Origin of the sequence: Methylobacter arcticus (assembly GCF_050917435.1) — a bacterium.
Lineage (GTDB): Bacteria > Pseudomonadota > Gammaproteobacteria > Methylococcales > Methylomonadaceae > Methylobacter_A > Methylobacter_A titanis.
Genome location: NZ_CP159583.1, coordinates 3,047,380 through 3,063,583, shown reverse-complemented (window position 1 = coordinate 3,063,583; position 16,204 = coordinate 3,047,380). Strand labels below are relative to the sequence as shown.

Genomic DNA, 16,204 nt, shown 5'->3' with positions numbered 1-16,204 from the left:
AATTTTATGCCGTATTTCCCCGTAGTTTGCTGAACTATAACCCCCGTACATTTAGGTGCAATACCTGTAAAAAAGCACAACTACAACCGTTTAACCCCTTGAAAGACGGAAAAACGGGCGCATTGTCAGTAAGGGTGACGTTTTATGTTTAAAATAAAGTAGAGCCAGTCTATTGCGTACTTTTTATAAGGCTGACAAATGTTATTTATTTTTGACCAGTTCGCGTAAAATCAAGCGCTCAGAATTTGATTAACCATATCGGGAAATACCATGAAAAAGATTCTTTTCTTAACTGTTTTGTTGTCGGCAGCAACAGCTTTTGCTGATGATGCCAAAAATGAATGGCATAACACCACGCTGTCCGATGTCACAATTAAGAAGATTCAGGATGCGGGGTATCAATATAAAATGTGTGTTTCGGCTGAAATGCAAAAGCCTGCTCATCAACAGCAGGAGAGTCGTCGGGCGACGGAAGCGATCATGAAACAATGCGAATCGATTTTGTCCCAGATGCGCGAAGTTTATCTGGCTGAAAAAGTGCCCGGCATCGTTGCCGACCGCCATTTAAGACAGATGCGCATGCAAACTACGCGCAATGTACTGCAAGGTATGATGTTTGGTGAAGCAGCCAGAAAATCCGGTCAACAATAACTATAAGAGTCTCGATTAATGAATACTTATGCAATTGATTTATCCTTGAAACCCACCACCTTCGACCTCTGGCATGTTTGTTTGGCGGGTACTGTGGCCTTGTTGGCGCTGATTTTAATCGTATTGTTGCTGTCGATGCTGATCAGTCTGATGCGCTGCAAGAAAAAACCGGCTGTTTTGCAGGCTACACCGACGCCTGAACCGGTGGTAAAAATTGTTGAGAAAATTGTCGAAGTTGAAAAGCTGGTTCATGCGCCTGCGCCGGAACCTGTGGTGTTAAAAGAGGCAACGCCTGATGCAGCCTTGCAATTGCTGGGTTTGTTGCAAAAAGAAGCGCGCTTTATCGATTTCATTAAAGAAGATATTGCAGCTTTCAGCGATGCGGATATTGGTGTTGCTGCTCGTGTTGTGCATGAAGGCTGTAATAAGGCAATTAATGAACACTTTACCTTGGCTACCGTTCGTAGCGAACAGGAAGGCAGTAAAATCACTCTGCCGCAGGGCTTTGATGCGGCTACGGTGCGCTTGACCGGCAATATCGTCGGTCATGCGCCTTTTACCGGTACGCTGGTGCATAAGGGGTGGCAAGTGACCGGTATCAGGTTGCCCAAACTGACGTCAGGGCATAACGCGGCTATTGTTATGTCGGCAGAGGTTGAGTTATGAAAGAGTTGTTTGGTTCACAACCGGCTAAAGAAGATGGGGTCGTCGCGGAATTAGAAAATCAACCGGATGAAGTTGTTGTCGAACCGGCGCAACAGGGAATACGGTTTTCTGTCGGTATCGATTTGGGTACCACCCATTGCGTCTTGTCTTATGCCGAGCTGGAACATATTGACGATGAAGGCTTCTCGCCGCAAGTCATGGCAATACCGCAACTGACTTCTCCCGGTTCGGTTGAAGACAAGCCGCAGTTGCCGTCGTTCTTATATCAGGCTCATCCAGCCGAATTGGCAGAAGATTCTACGGCGTTACCCTGGATCGCAAAACCGGACTATTTGGTCGGTGAAATTGCCCGCAACTTGGGCAGCAAAACTCCGATACGGCTGGTGGCTAGCGCTAAAAGCTGGTTATGTCATGCCGGCGTAGATTGCAAAGCCCCCATTTTACCCGCTGAAGCCCCTGACGAGGTCGACCGCGTCTCACCATTTCAGGCAACTACGGCGTACTTGCAACATTTGCGCGATGCCTGGCAAAGTCAGTTCCCCGATGCACCGTTGGATCAGCAGGATGTCGTTATTACCGTACCGGCTTCATTCGATCCTGCGGCACGTGAGCTGACGGCTGAAGCCGCGCGTACCGTAGGTCTTACCCAGGCAATTCTTCTGGAAGAACCGCAGGCAGCGCTATACAGCTGGATAGAGAAAAGCCACGGTGATTGGCGCAACCATGCCGAAGTGGGCGATATTATCCTGGTCATAGATGTCGGTGGCGGCACCACCGATTTATCATTGATAGCCGTTACCCAGCAAGAGGGTAATCTCGAACTGACCCGGGTGGCGGTTGGCGATCATATTTTGCTGGGCGGCGACAACATGGATTTGGCTTTAGCCTATACGGTTAAAGCCAAGCTGGAAAAAGACGGCAAACGCTTGGAGCCTTGGCAGATTCAGGCGTTGACTCACAGCTGTCGCGATGCGAAAGAAAAAATCTTTATTAATACCGAAGCCGATAATATCCCGCTGGTGGTGGCAAGTAGAGGTTCTTCGCTGATTGGCGGCACGCTACGCAGCGAATTAACCCGTGAAGAAGTCAAGCGCGTGTTGATTGAAGGATTTTTGCCGAAGGTAGTCGTCAGCGACAAGCCTGTGAGTCGTCCCCGTACCGGCTTAAGAACCGCCGGTTTGCCTTATGCCCAGGATGCCGGCATTACGCGTCATCTGGCGGCGTTTTTGACCAAGCAGCAAGGCGCTACCGACGAGTTGAGCGATATTCATCTGCCGGAACATGCGAGCTTTTTGCATCCTACTGCGGTGTTGTTTAACGGCGGCGTGCTAAAAGCCGATGCGTTGGCTGACCGGTTAATGGAGGTGTTGAATTCGTGGTTGAGCGCGGAGCAAGCTCCCGAAGCCCGATTATTGGAAGGTGCCGATCTTGATCTGGCCGTCGCCCGTGGGGCAGCTTATTACGGCTATGTTCGCAAAGGCAAGGGTGTGCGTATTAAAGGCGGCACGGCGGCCTCTTATTATGTTGGCATAGAAAGCGCCATGCCCGCAGTGCCCGGCATGTCGCCGGAAATTCAGGCCTTGTGCATTGCTCCGTTCGGCATGGAAGAAGGTACGCAACAGGAATTGCCGGATGATGAATTCGGTTTGGTGATTGGAGAACCGGTACGGTTTCGCTTTTTCGCCTCCAATACCCGGCGCGAGGATAAGGTGGGTACCCGCCTGGATTATTGGACTGACGAAGAACTGGACGAACTGGAGGAGATAGAAATCACCTTGCCGGAAGAGGGTCGCCGACCCGGTGAAGTGGTGCCGGTGCATTTGTGTGCAGCCGTGACCGAAGTCGGTACGTTGGAACTGCAAGCCGTTTCCCAAAAAGACAACGGTCGATGGAAGATTGAGTTTGATGTCAGGGCAGGGGAGTAGTCAGCACGAGGCAGACTATTTTCTGGTTCCCACGCGGGAGCGTGGGAACCAGGACAAAGCGCAAGTGAAGCCAGCATACATTTAATTGAGCCATACAAAAAATGAATCGAAAAAAACGCTTGATCATCGCCATGACCGGTGCAACCGGTGCGGTTTATGGGGTAAGAATGCTGCAAGTTTTGCAAGCCCAAGAGGAATGGGAAACGCATTTGGTCATCTCTTCGTCCGGCGTGGTCAATTTAACCTATGAAATGGGCATGAAGCGAGCTGAGCTGTTTAAGTTGGCCGATGTCACTCATGGTATTAACGACATTGCCGCGAGTATTTCCAGCGGCGGTTTTAAAACCGAAGGCATGATTATCGCGCCATGTTCAATGAAAACATTATCTGCGGTTGCGCATGGTTTTGGCGATAATCTGATTTCACGCTCGGCTGACGTGGTGTTAAAAGAGCGTCGACGCTTGGTGGTCATGCCTCGCGAAACTCCATTAAATCTGGTGCATATTCGAAACATGGCGAGTGTGACCGAAATGGGCGGCATCATGTTCCCGCCGATGCCTGCTTTTTACAGCAAATCGGATTCATTGGCGGCGATGGTTGATGAAACTGTCGGTCGAGTTTTAGATATGTTCGGGGTTAATGTCGACGGCTTGTACACGCCTTGGGAAGGGCTGTAGAAGCTTCAGAGGATAAATTATTCACCACGGAAGACGCGAACGACTGCATGGATGCAGAAGGTACGACCCCACGGATGGGGGAGGTAGAATCGCGTCTGGAACAGCGATCGAGAGCAATGCAGGAGCAATTGCCGAACACACGAAGAAAAACATAAACTTCGTGTGTTTGCGGCCAATAAAAGCAGCCTTAAGACAGCAGCCGTGAATTCTTGCTGTTACGAAATATTAACGGTTTTTCATTGTCAGCTAAAGCACTGACTCTAGCTGAGTCTATCGCGGCTTCAATGACATGATGGTCAGGCGATTTGCTGCACACCGGGTCGGCGGCGTACATATCGCCGGTTAACAGATACGCCTGACAACGGCAGCCGCCGAAATCCTTTTCCTTTTCATCGCAGCTGCTGCACGGTTCTTTCATCCATTCATAGCCCCGGAAAAAATTGAAGGCTTTGGATTCATTCCAGATTTGATCAATGCTGTAGTCTTTCACATTGGGGCAATCCAGTCCCGGCAGTTCGCGGGCGGAATGACAGGGGAGGGCTACGCCGTCCGGTGCGATGGTTAAGAAGGTCGTTCCCCAGCCGTTCATACAGGCTTTGGGCCGGTCTTCATGAAAATCCGGCACCACATAATAGATTTTCATCTTGCCTTCGACTTTTTCTTTAAAAGCCTGGGCGATTTGTTCGGCCTGTTCGAACTGTTCTTTGGTGGGCAGCAATAAATCGCGGTTGGCATGTGCCCAGCCGTAATACTGGGTGTTCGCCAGTTCCAGATAATCTGCGCCCAGTTCTTCCGCCATTTCCAGTATTTGCGGCATCTGGTGGATATTTTCGCGGTGTATGACTACACACAAGACCATTGGGTAGCCGTGTTTTTTGACCAGATGCGCGACTTCTTTTTTATGCTGGAACGATTCAGTGCCGGCTATATGATCGTTCAGTTCCTGGCTGCTGGCCTGGATACTGACCTGAATATGGTCTAGCCCGGCTTCTTTGAGTCGGACGATTTTTTCTTCGGTCAGTCCATAGCCTGAAGTAATCAGGTTGGAATAATAACCCAGGCCCCGTGCGTGTTTAACCAGTTCGGGCAGGTCTTTGCGGGTTAACGGTTCGCCGCCGGAAAAACCCAGTTGCACTGCGCCCATTTTTCGGGCTTGTGTGAGTACGCGCTTCCAGTCCTCGGTATCCAGTTCGGATTGATATTTCGCATAGTCAATCGGGTTGGAACAATAAGGGCATTGTAGCGGGCAGGCATAAGTTAATTCCGCCAGCAACCAGCGCGGCGGGGTGATGTTATTTTTGTTGGATCCAGCCATTTTTTAAAGCGACCTCCAGGAAAGTGGTTATGTCATTAACGAGACCGGTCATTGCAAATTTCTGTTCCAGATCGCTGACGATTTGGGCAAGGTTGCGGGTGCCGTCACACATTTTCAGGATTTCTGCGGAACTTTGGTTAAGTTCGACCATGCCCTCAGGATAAAGAATAACATCTTTTTGTTGTACTTCTTCCCATTGCAGACGGTGCATGGGAGAAAATTTGATAGTTTGATCTGGATTAATACTCATTTTGTATTTTGGTTATATGTTGTGTAATTTTCCGTTAATAAACCGGTGATTTATTATCTTAAGTAACGGATTACTAGCCCAAATCGTTTTATGAACTAAGATTCTAGAGTAAAAATACTTTCTATATACTCAATAAATTTAATTGCATTTTTAAACTTATCACTGATGTTACGCAGCCAGTAATTTTTGCAACTCTTCATAAGCTATCTGGTTCGCTTTGATAAACAGCTTAGTTCTTAGCGCAAAATGATTGGCCTTGTGTTTTATCTTCAGACATTCCAGCTTGAACACCGCATAGATCGACATGAAGACATGGTTGTTCTGGGTAGTGACCGTACGGGTTGGTGACTTTGCCAACCCCGCATTGGATTTTAATGACTTGTGGAACTCCTCAACTTTCCACCGTTTTTGGTAGATCGTGGCGGCTTGTTCGCCATTGCACGCTAAATCACTGCATACCAGATTCAATAGGCCGATGCTGCCGTCTTTGTTTGTAAAGACCCGGCGGACGAAAAGCACTTCCTGTTGAAAGCCTTTCATCCAACCGCGCACCGCCTGCTGATCCGCCAATTCCAGCTGACTGATCCGTACAAAACGGCCTTCTTTCTTGTCGTCTTCTGTTAAAGCCACCCAGCGGTTATCCTTTAGGGCGCTGATGAAGTGCTTGTCTTTTTTCAGGATGAACTCAAAGTTTTCCTTGCTGGCAAACCAACTATCTGTCAACACATAGCGGAACTTGATGGCATTCGCCACACTGGTCGCTATCATCTCCCGCATCAGCTCATTTTTGGTGAACTCACTGGCCCGCTTGACCTTGCGGGTCTTCACATCACTGAACTGGTAAGGCTTGCGCACCACTTCAAAGGCGACGGGAATTGAAACTCCCCCACTATAGTATAGGGCGTTCAGCAAGTTGATACCTTTGACCGAACGCCCTTTGCAGTGATCAAAGTGCCAGCACATGATTTCGTTCTCATCCGTCCAGGCCTTCTCCTGAATGGTATCGTCAAATATCAGGCAACCATCTTCCTGTTCTATCTGGCGTACTGTCGCTTTAACTTGCCCCCACAGGTCTTTGGAGGTAAATGCTTTCGATGCCAGAAAACGCGTCATCTGGTCATGGCTTATATCCCCTTCCATCATTGCCGACAATCCGGTCGCCGTCGCAAACCCGTTATTGCAGATCAGGTAGTCTGTGTATAATTCTAATTTTATTTTTTCCATCCCGAAATAATACGCTTTTTGAAGGGGGTGCGTAACATCAGCTTATCATATATTTCTTCATAGGTTTCTCCAATTGAAGCACTAGCAAAATTTGAATGAACTAAGATATTTCTAGTGCGACCTAAAAACATAAAATCTTGCTCCCAAAGAAGCAACTCATTTGATTTTTTTATATCGAATTTATGGTTTGTTTTTATTTCTTCACCAAAATAAGCAAAAAACTTGTTTGCATTATTTTCCTTCCAATCAAATAAAGTGTGAAATTGTCTTTCAAGCCCCTTAATCTTAATAAATGATAAAATTAGTTCATTACCTTTTGTAATGGCTGAGGAGTATTCAGTAATTATTTGAACTATCCTATCTTCAAAATAACTACTCCCGTCTTACTCTAAAACCGTTTAACTTTAGAGCGAGCTATGAAGTCAAGTAGCTTGCGCATTTGCAAATCGGTCATGGGCGAACCTCGTGCTAGCTGATTCTGAATACGCTCAGCCTTTTCGTGTACTGTTAATGTACAAGGCACGTTATATAAACCATTTCGCCGTACTTCGTGAATAAGGTATTCAGCAGGATTAAGTTGAGGCGAATAGCTAGGCGTGTGCCAAAAGCTAAGACTAAACGCTGGTAACTCCACATGCTGTGCGATTTCGGTAAGCAATTCATGTACACCGACTTCCATTCGTTTGCCGTGAATTCTGGCATTATCAAGCAAAAAAGTTAACTGATTGAGTCCTTTTTGTAGATAAACCAATACAGTAAGTACAACGACCATTACCGCTTCTTCTGTTGTGCTATTCTGGTTAAAATCAACACGAGTAGTTCCTCGTTGCACATCGACGGTTAGAAACCCGTTGAGTTTTTGCCGGTGACGCTCATCGCTCGGTATTCTCGGCTTGGTATTTTTCTTGGCCCAAGCGTAATGGGTGTAAGGTAAGCTCTGTAAAGCAAATTCATCGAAAGCAATCAACGCACTCTCTTCATTGAGCTGTACCGTTTTTTTTTAAGTCAGCTATGAATTGAGCCTGTTCACAGGGATGGGTAGGACCATAATCGCGGTGCGCTTTTTGTAACGATAGACCCCATTGGTCGAACAATTGATACAGGCGAGCATTGCTTATCTTGATCTGCCACTTCTGCTCAATCACTGTGCGCATCCGATCAGCAGTCCATTGATAACTGTCAATGCCATAATCTGCTGGTGTTTTATGTAACATTATATAGCGCACGATACGTTGTCGCTGTTCAGACAAAAGCTGCTTCCGATGCACAGGTGCTTTTTTAAGCAATTTATCAAAGCCGCCGTGTAAATAGCTGTCGAGCCAATAAACCAGCGTCTGCCAACGTACCTTTTGCTCACTGCAAACTTCGGACAAGTTCTGCCCATCCCAAATGGCTTTCAGTGCCAAAAGCCGCCTGCGCTGCCATTGCTTTTGATGTTCATAGTACTGCTTTTGCCAAGCTTTCCTGTCTTGAGGCGCTAGGCGCTGAAGGCGTATTCTGCGAATCATACCTCCCCCTTAAATTTGGCTGTTTCACTAACTTAAAGATAGACCATTTTTTAATCAAATGGGAGTAGCACATGCCAAAATTAAAACTTTAGTAAATCCGGTATCTGCATCCGATTTAAGCGAAATCTCATTATGGCTGCCTAAAAATACAACAAGCTCTTTATGTTGGCGAACATAGCTATCAATAATAGTAGACATTTTAAGCCCCTAATATAGTTCTAGCTCTTTTAAGTCTGGTTTTTACATTGCTTGTGCTTGCAGTATCTGTTTGGGAGGCATTTACAAACTCGTCATCTTCAAAAAGAAGATGGATACTTTCTGGCTTAAATTTTAAAGAATCGAGTGTTTTGTTCTTGAAAGAGTTTCCACAGGATGCGGCGAATACGGCTTCAAAAAATAACGTAGCAAAACGACCCCTTGAACCAAAAAAGGCTTTTTCAGGAAGATCTTGGGTGTTTTCTAAAAAATTTTTAAATAAATTTTCTAAGTACTCAATGTGATTTTCTTTTAGGGCTTTGTTTTTATTTGAAAAAGAGTTTAAAAATTTTACCATGGAAGGTTTATATTGATCGCCATCAATGAGCATAGCAAAACTTCTTAATAGAATCTCAACGTCCCGCATGTGAAGGTCTGCTTCCTCTGCATCAAGTAGTTTTCTCCATTGTGGGTCATTATTGACTCTAAAAAGCATGTTATAGAATTTAGAATGGTATAAGCTGGCACGTATTTCTTGAGGCGTTAAGTTAATGCCACCAGAATTTAATCGGTTAAATATCTCAAATACAGATGAATTTTCTTCTTCTGGAAGATTTTGTTTAACGATAACATTACGAACAGTCCGCATATCAAAGCTCAACTTATGCTCACCAAGGGTTGCGTAATTAAGCCCGTTATATCTATTTTTTTGCTTAGGAATTGGATCTGGAAGAGAAAGATTAAACTTTTTAAAATAAGCATCATCTTCCAAAATTTCATCTGGTATTTTTCCATGCTCCCCGAAAATACGTCGAAGTTCTACTCTTTTTTCTTTTCTAGGAAATCTTTGTTTTATGAAGTAGTAGATAGTCATTAGCCGTTGTTGACCGTCTATTACTAAAAACTTATTTCTAGATTCTTCATATAAAAATATTTGTGGAATTGGTAATCCCAATAAAATCGACTCAATAAGTTTGGAAGCCCTTGCCTGATCCCATACATAATTACGTTGAAAACCTGGTATCACAAGTGCACCAGATTCTACGAAATCAAATAACGTTTTAAGATTAAAATCGTTTGGAGAAGCTGTTACATCATATTCTTTAATTGAATATTCTTCATTAAGCTCAGTATCTTCATCGTACCAATCATTTTTCTGTGTCATTAAATAACCTTGAATACATAAATTTAAGTGCTGATAGTTTATTGAACGCTAAATTTTGGTACGGAATGTATCGCATCTATATAACCAGCAGATGTTATTTTTCAATAGTAAAATAAGGCGGCATTTCGTGAATATAAGCCATATACATCGCATCTGCCATTGTCCACAATACATCCAGTTTGAACTTCAGGATTTGCATCATGCGGTCTTGTTGTTCACGGGTTTTGTACCAGTCCAGCGTGATGGCGAGACCGTGTTCGACATCGCGTCGCGCCTCGGTCAGGCGTTTGCGGAAATAGATATAACCTTCCTGATCAATCCATGGGTAATGTTCCGGCCAGTTGTCCAAACGCTGCTGGTGAATTTTAGGGGCAAACAGTTCGGTTAACGAGGAGCTTGCCGCTTCGTGCCATTCGGCTCTTCGAGCAAAATTAACATAGGCATCGACCGCAAAACGCACGCCCGGCAGCACGAATTTTAATGAGGTGATGTCTTCCCGGGTCAAGCCGACTGCGATGCCCAGCTGTATCCATGCCTCAATGCCGCCCGGATCGCCGGGATGTCCGTCGTGATCCATAATCCGCTGTACCCATTTGGCGCGGGTTTCGCGATCCGGGCAATTGGCCAGGATGTTGGCATCTTTAATCGGAATGCAGACCTGATAATAAAAACGGTTGGCGACCCAGCCCTGCAATTGCGCTTTGGTGAGTTTGCCTGCGTTCATCAGCGTATGGTAAGGATGATGAATATGGTAATGAGTTTCCATGCCGCGCAGTTCGGCTTCAAATTGTTCTCTGGTCCAGGCTTGATTATCGCTGCTCATGGTGCATCCTTTATAAATTGATTTCCAAGCCGTCGTAGGACACTTCAATGCCGGCGGCATCGAGTATTTTACGTTGTTCGGAATCGTCGTCTAAGATAGGGTTGGTGTTGTTGATGTGGATCAATATCTTGCGGGCTTTTGCAACCCCGTTCAGGACTTCTATCATGCCGCCTGCACCGGATTGAGGCAAGTGGCCGATTTCGCGGGCTTTTTTGTGGCTGATATTCTGCGTACACATTTCGTCATCGGTCCAGAAGGTGCCGTCTACCAGTATACAATCGACGGCTTGCATGGCTGCCATCACATGCGGTTCAATTTCGCCCAAGCCGGGGGAATAAAACACCTTTTTGCCGGTAGAAATTTGTTCGATGATGACGCCGATATTGTCGCCGTCATGGGGATCATGTCGATGCGGAGAATAGGGCGGTGCCTTGCTTTTTAAGGCTTGGGTATAAAAACGCAAATCATCGATGCCGGGAATAGTAAAACTGCTGCCGTCGAAAGGAATCGGGTGATGGTTGACGGTGCAGTAATCTGCCAGCATGTTAAATAAGGGAAAGCCGGTGGTCAGGTCTTGCTTGACCATTTCCGTGCAGTAAACGTCCAGCGGTTTGCCTTCTCTGAGCATCAGCATGCCAGTGGTATGGTCGATCTGACTGTCGATCAACAGGATCGCTTTAATGCCGGTATCGCGAACGCCTTCTTTAGGCTGGATGGCGGGAAAGGCTTCCAGTTGGGCACGAATGTCGGGGGAGGTATTAAACAGCAGCCAGTTTTTGTTGTCAGTACTTACCGCAATGGATGACTGAGTACGGGCTGTGCCGTTCATTTCTTTGTGTCGCAAGCGGTGGCAATTATGGCAGTTGCAGTTCCATTGAGGAAAACCGCCGCCTGCACCTGAACCGAGAACTCTGATCTTCATAGTTTGGAAGGTAGCTTAAATAGGGGGATAAAATTTAAATGATACGGGAATAAAGGTCGTCAGGCAAAAAAAAGGGGCTCTTGATGAGCCCCTTTTTGATCCAAATCGAATTAACGATTGTAGATATACATTGTTACTTCAAAACCGAAACGCAGGTCTGTATAGCTTGGTGTTTCCCATTTCATTGTGAACCTCCAGAAGTGTTTAAATTATTATGCTAGCTTGATCAAGTAAGCTGAATTGAAGTATACGATGAACTATTTTTTTACGCAACTTTTGACATCGACGAAAGCCGACAAACCTTATCTTTTCTACAGTTCATGTACTGTTTGACGGTAATTCCGAGATAATTAATTAATGGTAACTAGTTAAAACTACAGGATATTTAGAGTAGCTGTGAAAGATGTTTTTTTTAGCCGTAAGGGAGTATTATCTTATTTCATCTTTAAAATAATAATACACATATAAAAATATGAGGAGGGGGCATGGGTGAAGTTACTGAGCTGTGGTTGGTTATGTTAATAGTTGCTGCGGCGGCGTTCGCGCCGCTGGGCTATTTTATTTACAAGTTTACGAAAGCAGGCGACAAACCATTCGGTGAGATTGAGCCGCATGGCGATAGTCCGTCGGTGGTGAACGATTTTGCAGAAAAAACGATTAGATTTGTTCAAGGGTTATTTACTAAAAAATAAAAATATGTTCTTGATGAGCTTTCCAGGTGATGTTAGTTGCCTGGAAACTTCTCATTTTAAAAGGTAAGTTTTAAAGCCTACGCTCATCGCCAATCGCTCCTTACCTACGCAGCAAGTTTATCAACCGCTGCACGTTGGGCAGTCAGGATTTTTTCGCAGTTTCATCGTATTCCATTCCATCGTTAATCCATCCAGCAGCAATAACCGTCCGGTTAACGCTTCGCCGATATTCATTATCAGCTTCATTGCTTCCAGCGCCTGAATGCTGCCGACTATGCCGGTGATTGGCGCTATAACTCCGTTGGTGGCGCAGTTTTGCAATTCTTCGCCGCCACTGTTGTACAGACAGTTGTAGCACGGACTGTCGTTTTTTCCTGGCGTGAACACAGTCACCTGACCTTCAAAGCGAATTGCTGCGCCTGATACCAGTGGCGTTTGCTGTTTGACGCAGGCGCTATTGATCGCAAAGCGCGTAGAGAAATTGTCGCTACAGTCCAAAACCACGTCCGCTTGTCTCACTTCGAAATCAAGCTGTTCACCATCCAGTCTTTGTTTCATGGCTCTTACCTTGACTTCTGGATTTAGTTTATTAAGCGTTTGGCGGGTTGAAATTACTTTATCAGTCCCAATATCTGGCGTGTGATGAGCAATCTGCCTTTGCAAATTGGATAAGTCTACGACGTCATTATCATAAATAGTGATAGTGCCGATGCCCGCCGCAGCAAGATAGATAGCGGCAGGGGAGCCGAGTCCGCCCGCACCGATAATCAGTACGTTGGCAGCGAGAAGTTTTTGTTGTCCCTCAATATCGATTTGAGGAAGCATGATTTGACGGCTATAACGCAGTAGTTGGTTGTCATTCATAAGTCATATTGTTGCTGTATTGTGAGCAGAGATGATGCCAAAGAACGGGGTAGACTGCAAAAACTGATTATTGTTGGCACTCATTGCTGGTGAGTGCTAAAATTTAAATCTGAATTTAACCTTTAATTTTAATGTTAGGAGATATTGATGAAAATACGTCCGTTACACGATAGAGTCATAGTCAAACGTGTTGATGAAGAAACAACAACTGCCGGCGGTATTTTATTGCCAGGTTCTGCTGCCGAAAAACCAAGCCAAGGCGTTATTTTGGCGGTAGGTAATGGCAAGCAACTGGACAATGGCACCGTGCGCGCTCTTGAAGTTAAAGTTGGCGATAAAGTGTTGTTTGGCAAGTATTCCGGCAACGAAGTTAAAGTTGACGGCGACGACCTCATCGTTATGCGTGAAGAAGACATCATGGGCGTTTTAGGTTAGACCTAGACGCTGTAATCATAATCAAATACAACATAGTTAGGAATAAAAATGGCAGCAAAAGACGTATTATTCGGTGATGACGCTCGTGTCCGTATGGCGCGCGGCGTAAATATTTTAGCAAACGCAGTCAAGGTAACTTTAGGTCCTAAAGGCCGTAATGCGATTTTGGACAAAAGTTTCGGCGCTCCAACCATCACTAAAGACGGTGTATCGGTTGCAAAAGAAATCGAATTAAAAGACAAATTCGAAAACATGGGCGCACAAATGGTTAAAGAAGTGGCTTCACAAACTTCTGATGTGGCCGGCGACGGTACAACTACAGCAACCGTATTGGCGCAATCTATCGTCAATGAAGGTTTAAAAGCTGTTGCTGCTGGCATGAATCCTATGGATTTAAAGCGCGGCATTGATTTGGCCGTCATTAAAGCCGTTGAAGCGATTGTTGCCTCCGCAACTCCTTGCACCGATAACAAAGCGATTGCCCAAGTAGGCACTATCTCTGCAAACTCCGATGAGTCTGTTGGCAAAATCATTGCGGAAGCAATGGAAAAAGTCGGCAAAGAAGGTGTTATCACTGTTGAAGAAGGCACAGGCCTGGACAACCAATTAGACGTAGTGGAAGGGATGCAGTTTGACCGTGGCTACTTGTCACCTTATTTCATCAACAAACAAGAAAATATGAGCGTCGAATTAGACGATCCATTGATTCTTATTTTTGACAAAAAAATCTCCAATATTCGCGACATGCTCCCCATTTTGGAAGCCGTTGCTAAAGCCGGTCGTCCTTTATTGATCGTCGCTGAAGATGTTGAAGGCGAAGCCCTAGCAACTTTAGTTGTTAACACTATTCGCGGCATCGTTAAAGTTGCCGCGGTTAAAGCACCTGGTTTCGGCGATCGTCGTAAAGCCATGTTGGAAGACATTGCTGTATTGACTGGCGGTACTGTTATTTCAGAAGAAGTCGGTTTGAGCCTGGAAAAAGCTGAATTAGAGCAATTGGGTACCGCTAAAAAAGTACAAATCACCAAAGAAAACACCACTATCATTGATGGTGCGGGTTCTGAAGAGCAAATCAAAAACCGTGTTGCACAAATTCGTGCACAAGCAGACGATGCAACCTCAGACTATGACAAAGAAAAATTGCAAGAGCGTCTGGCTAAATTAGCGGGCGGTGTTGCTGTCATTAAAGTGGGTGCTGCAACTGAAATTGAAATGAAAGAAAAGAAAGCTCGCGTAGAAGATGCATTGCATTCAACACGCGCAGCGGTTGAAGAAGGCGTTGTTGCTGGCGGTGGTTCAGCTCTGGTTCGCGCTATTTCAGCCCTTGATAAACTGGAAGGCATTAACCACGACCAAACAGTCGGTATCAACATTCTGCGTCGTGCGATGGAAGAGCCTCTGCGTCAAATCGTTGCTAACGCTGGCGATGAGCCTTCAGTTGTGTTCAATGAAGTGCAAAAAGGCACGGGTAACTTCGGTTACAATGCGGCAACCGGCCAATACGGCGATATGATCGAAATGGGTATTTTAGATCCTGCGAAAGTAACCCGTACTGCGTTGCAAAACGCAGCTTCTGTTGCCGGCTTGATGCTGACTACCGAAGTGATGATTGCTGATGCACCTAGTGATGATAAAGGCGGTCACGGCATGCCTGATATGGGCGGCATGGGCGGTATGGGTGGCATGGGCGGCATGATGTAATTGTGTTGTCTTAAAGCCCTGTTGCTTTAAGTGAAATAAAAGCCCCGGTTGTTTTTGAAGCAGCCGGGGCTTTTTTTATTTCAGAAGTTGATGCTTGGGGGATTAATTGCCGAAACATAGGCGTCGGCGTAAGCCGATTAATAAATCACTGATGTTAGGTGCCGACTACAAACTATCAATGACTTATAGTTATTTTTTGCTGTGTAAGTTATTGGTTTTTGGTTTGCCTGCGTAACATCAGTAAATCACCAAAAACACAAAAATAGCCATGTAAAAGCGTCATGTTAAAAAATCGTATGATGCTCACGCGCCCGGTCATCAAACGGGATAAATTAGCGTCAAACATTAGCGTTTATCATTAAATAAGGGCTCAATTAAACCGGCTAACTTGGAGAATAAAAATTAGACAAGGTGGTGTTAGCCGGTAAACTGCATAAACCCGATACAAAGAATACGCGGTTATTTCGGGATTCGCGTAGGTAACATTTTTCATAAGGCGTGCTTTTGCACTATCCATAAGGAGAATTATCATGGCACAAGAAAAAAATTATTTAAAAGATCCGTTCGCCAATGCCGTTTCTGAAATTCTCAAAGGCATTGATCGCGATGTGGAACGGGGTGAGGATGCTCTGATGTTGGGACTTGGCATAGTCATGCTGTCTTCCACTTTTGCGCCGGTGGCGCCGCCGAGTATTCTTTTGCCTCTGGTAGCGCTTACTTTTGCTATTTCTGCCGGTTTTGCGCGGAAGAATTATCACAACATGGAACGAAAGTTCCTGCAATCAATGGCGCAGCTGGAAGGCCATGATAAAGCCATCCTGCTCCCGATTGCCGCTGTTTTTTCCGAATATCCTATGCACACTTTGGCGGAGTCGTTTAATCCGTTAAAAAACCTGAAACGAACCTGGAAAAGTGCGCTGGGCGGTCTATTGATTAATCCACTATGGATGCCTATTTTTTATGTGATGGGCATGCAAATCATCGAAGAAAAAAACCTGGGTATTTTGAACCGTGCCATTCTCGGTGTGGAGCAGAAAATTTGTTCTTTGCCTTCTGTCGTTTAGTGGTGCTGGAGTCGCATCAACTCAACGTGCCGTACTTTATATATAGGCACGATGTGTCGAGTTTAAAAAATTGTTAATGACCCACGCCGCATAATCTCGTAAAATTACCCACAGTTTTGTTTTTTTA

The 16,204-nt window shown here is 45.4% G+C and carries 19 protein-coding genes; 8 read left to right on the top strand and 11 right to left on the bottom strand.

Annotated features, from left to right (window positions below):
• The first annotated feature begins 270 nt into the window (after positions 1–270).
• The 4 genes from ABXJ76_RS14545 to ABXJ76_RS14530 all read left to right on the top strand — a co-directional run bounded on the left by ABXJ76_RS14545 (position 271) and on the right by ABXJ76_RS14530 (position 3,919).
• Positions 271–651, top strand: a complete 381-nt coding sequence (locus tag ABXJ76_RS14545; RefSeq protein WP_432741449.1) for a hypothetical protein — start codon at positions 271–273, stop codon at positions 649–651.
• Between the two features lie 18 nt (positions 652–669).
• Positions 670–1,317: a DUF2760 domain-containing protein gene (locus tag ABXJ76_RS14540; protein ID WP_432741448.1), complete on the top strand. Its 648-nt coding sequence runs from the start codon at positions 670–672 to the stop codon at positions 1,315–1,317.
• Positions 1,314–3,242 (top strand): Hsp70 family protein, encoded by a 1,929-nt coding sequence (locus tag ABXJ76_RS14535; RefSeq protein ID WP_432741447.1) that lies wholly within the window; start codon positions 1,314–1,316, stop codon positions 3,240–3,242. Before ABXJ76_RS14540 ends, ABXJ76_RS14535 begins: the two co-directional genes overlap by 4 nt.
• A gap of 101 nt (positions 3,243–3,343) precedes the next feature.
• Positions 3,344–3,919, top strand: coding sequence for a UbiX family flavin prenyltransferase (locus ABXJ76_RS14530; RefSeq protein WP_432741446.1), 576 nt, complete (start codon positions 3,344–3,346; stop codon positions 3,917–3,919).
• 187 nt (positions 3,920–4,106) lie between these two features.
• Here the strand turns inward: ABXJ76_RS14530 and pqqE are convergent, their stop codons facing one another.
• From pqqE to pqqA, 10 genes are all read right to left on the bottom strand, one after another.
• Positions 4,107–5,234: a pyrroloquinoline quinone biosynthesis protein PqqE gene (gene pqqE, locus ABXJ76_RS14525; protein ID WP_432741445.1), complete on the bottom strand. Its 1,128-nt coding sequence runs from the start codon at positions 5,232–5,234 to the stop codon at positions 4,107–4,109.
• Positions 5,212–5,484 (bottom strand): pyrroloquinoline quinone biosynthesis peptide chaperone PqqD, encoded by a 273-nt coding sequence (gene pqqD / locus ABXJ76_RS14520; protein ID WP_432741444.1) that lies wholly within the window; start codon positions 5,482–5,484, stop codon positions 5,212–5,214. Before pqqD ends, pqqE begins: the two co-directional genes overlap by 23 nt.
• Before the next feature lie 168 nt (positions 5,485–5,652).
• Positions 5,653–6,708 carry an IS701 family transposase gene (locus ABXJ76_RS14515; protein ID WP_432741443.1) on the bottom strand — a complete coding sequence of 352 codons (1,056 nt, stop codon included), beginning with the start codon at positions 6,706–6,708 and terminating at the stop codon, positions 5,653–5,655.
• 388 nt (positions 6,709–7,096) lie between these two features.
• Entirely contained in the window at positions 7,097–7,675 is a 579-nt protein-coding gene (locus tag ABXJ76_RS14510; RefSeq protein ID WP_432740349.1) for a transposase, read from the bottom strand.
• 10 nt (positions 7,676–7,685) lie between these two features.
• Positions 7,686–8,216: a helix-turn-helix domain-containing protein gene (locus ABXJ76_RS14505; protein ID WP_432740348.1), complete on the bottom strand. Its 531-nt coding sequence runs from the start codon at positions 8,214–8,216 to the stop codon at positions 7,686–7,688.
• 54 nt (positions 8,217–8,270) lie between these two features.
• Entirely contained in the window at positions 8,271–8,414 is a 144-nt protein-coding gene (locus tag ABXJ76_RS14500; protein WP_432741442.1) for a hypothetical protein, read from the bottom strand.
• A 1-nt stretch (position 8,415) separates the two neighbouring features.
• Positions 8,416–9,576, bottom strand: coding sequence for a DUF262 domain-containing protein (locus ABXJ76_RS14495; protein ID WP_432741441.1), 1,161 nt, complete (start codon positions 9,574–9,576; stop codon positions 8,416–8,418).
• Positions 9,577–9,670: 94 nt separating this feature from the next.
• A complete protein-coding gene (gene pqqC, locus ABXJ76_RS14490; RefSeq protein WP_432741440.1) occupies positions 9,671–10,399 on the bottom strand; it encodes a pyrroloquinoline-quinone synthase PqqC in 729 nt (242 codons plus the stop codon).
• A 10-nt stretch (positions 10,400–10,409) separates the two neighbouring features.
• Positions 10,410–11,321, bottom strand: coding sequence for a pyrroloquinoline quinone biosynthesis protein PqqB (gene pqqB / locus ABXJ76_RS14485; protein ID WP_432741439.1), 912 nt, complete (start codon positions 11,319–11,321; stop codon positions 10,410–10,412).
• A gap of 110 nt (positions 11,322–11,431) precedes the next feature.
• Positions 11,432–11,506, bottom strand: coding sequence for a pyrroloquinoline quinone precursor peptide PqqA (gene pqqA / locus ABXJ76_RS14480; RefSeq protein WP_006892363.1), 75 nt, complete (start codon positions 11,504–11,506; stop codon positions 11,432–11,434).
• Positions 11,507–11,806: 300 nt separating this feature from the next.
• On the opposite strand from pqqA, the gene ABXJ76_RS14475 reads away from it, so the two are divergent.
• Positions 11,807–12,013, top strand: coding sequence for a hypothetical protein (locus tag ABXJ76_RS14475; RefSeq protein ID WP_432741437.1), 207 nt, complete (start codon positions 11,807–11,809; stop codon positions 12,011–12,013).
• Positions 12,014–12,133: 120 nt separating this feature from the next.
• Here ABXJ76_RS14475 and ABXJ76_RS14470 read toward each other — a convergent pair whose 3' ends face one another.
• Positions 12,134–12,877 carry a HesA/MoeB/ThiF family protein gene (locus ABXJ76_RS14470; protein WP_432741436.1) on the bottom strand — a complete coding sequence of 248 codons (744 nt, stop codon included), beginning with the start codon at positions 12,875–12,877 and terminating at the stop codon, positions 12,134–12,136.
• Between the two features lie 147 nt (positions 12,878–13,024).
• Between ABXJ76_RS14470 and ABXJ76_RS14465 the strand changes: the two genes are divergently transcribed.
• From ABXJ76_RS14465 to ABXJ76_RS14455, 3 genes are all read left to right on the top strand, one after another.
• Complete coding sequence (locus ABXJ76_RS14465; RefSeq protein ID WP_432741435.1) at positions 13,025–13,312, top strand: co-chaperone GroES; 288 nt, start codon at positions 13,025–13,027, stop codon at positions 13,310–13,312.
• Between the two features lie 48 nt (positions 13,313–13,360).
• Positions 13,361–15,013: a chaperonin GroEL gene (groL, locus tag ABXJ76_RS14460; protein WP_432741434.1), complete on the top strand. Its 1,653-nt coding sequence runs from the start codon at positions 13,361–13,363 to the stop codon at positions 15,011–15,013.
• A 530-nt stretch (positions 15,014–15,543) separates the two neighbouring features.
• Positions 15,544–16,077: a hypothetical protein gene (locus ABXJ76_RS14455; RefSeq protein WP_432741433.1), complete on the top strand. Its 534-nt coding sequence runs from the start codon at positions 15,544–15,546 to the stop codon at positions 16,075–16,077.
• The last annotated feature ends 127 nt before the right edge of the window (positions 16,078–16,204 follow it).

Bases quoted from the DNA above. Each gene is read 5' to 3' on its own strand.
- ABXJ76_RS14545 (WP_432741449.1), top strand. From the start codon at position 271: ATGAAAAAGATTCTTTTCTTAACTGTTTTGTTGTCGGCAGCAACAGCT.
- ABXJ76_RS14540 (WP_432741448.1), top strand. From the start codon at position 670: ATGAATACTTATGCAATTGATTTATCCTTGAAACCCACCACCTTCGAC.
- pqqE (WP_432741445.1), bottom strand. From the start codon at position 5,234: ATGGCTGGATCCAACAAAAATAACATCACCCCGCCGCGCTGGTTGCTG.
- ABXJ76_RS14530 (WP_432741446.1), top strand. From the start codon at position 3,344: ATGAATCGAAAAAAACGCTTGATCATCGCCATGACCGGTGCAACCGGT.
- ABXJ76_RS14535 (WP_432741447.1), top strand. From the start codon at position 1,314: ATGAAAGAGTTGTTTGGTTCACAACCGGCTAAAGAAGATGGGGTCGTC.
- ABXJ76_RS14495 (WP_432741441.1), bottom strand. From the start codon at position 9,576: ATGACACAGAAAAATGATTGGTACGATGAAGATACTGAGCTTAATGAA.
- ABXJ76_RS14465 (WP_432741435.1), top strand. From the start codon at position 13,025: ATGAAAATACGTCCGTTACACGATAGAGTCATAGTCAAACGTGTTGAT.
- pqqB (WP_432741439.1), bottom strand. From the start codon at position 11,321: ATGAAGATCAGAGTTCTCGGTTCAGGTGCAGGCGGCGGTTTTCCTCAA.
- pqqC (WP_432741440.1), bottom strand. From the start codon at position 10,399: ATGAGCAGCGATAATCAAGCCTGGACCAGAGAACAATTTGAAGCCGAA.
- groL (WP_432741434.1), top strand. From the start codon at position 13,361: ATGGCAGCAAAAGACGTATTATTCGGTGATGACGCTCGTGTCCGTATG.
- ABXJ76_RS14505 (WP_432740348.1), bottom strand. From the start codon at position 8,216: ATGATTCGCAGAATACGCCTTCAGCGCCTAGCGCCTCAAGACAGGAAA.
- ABXJ76_RS14455 (WP_432741433.1), top strand. From the start codon at position 15,544: ATGGCACAAGAAAAAAATTATTTAAAAGATCCGTTCGCCAATGCCGTT.
- ABXJ76_RS14475 (WP_432741437.1), top strand. From the start codon at position 11,807: ATGGGTGAAGTTACTGAGCTGTGGTTGGTTATGTTAATAGTTGCTGCG.
- ABXJ76_RS14470 (WP_432741436.1), bottom strand. From the start codon at position 12,877: ATGAATGACAACCAACTACTGCGTTATAGCCGTCAAATCATGCTTCCT.
- ABXJ76_RS14515 (WP_432741443.1), bottom strand. From the start codon at position 6,708: ATGGAAAAAATAAAATTAGAATTATACACAGACTACCTGATCTGCAAT.
- pqqD (WP_432741444.1), bottom strand. From the start codon at position 5,484: ATGAGTATTAATCCAGATCAAACTATCAAATTTTCTCCCATGCACCGT.
- ABXJ76_RS14500 (WP_432741442.1), bottom strand. From the start codon at position 8,414: ATGTCTACTATTATTGATAGCTATGTTCGCCAACATAAAGAGCTTGTT.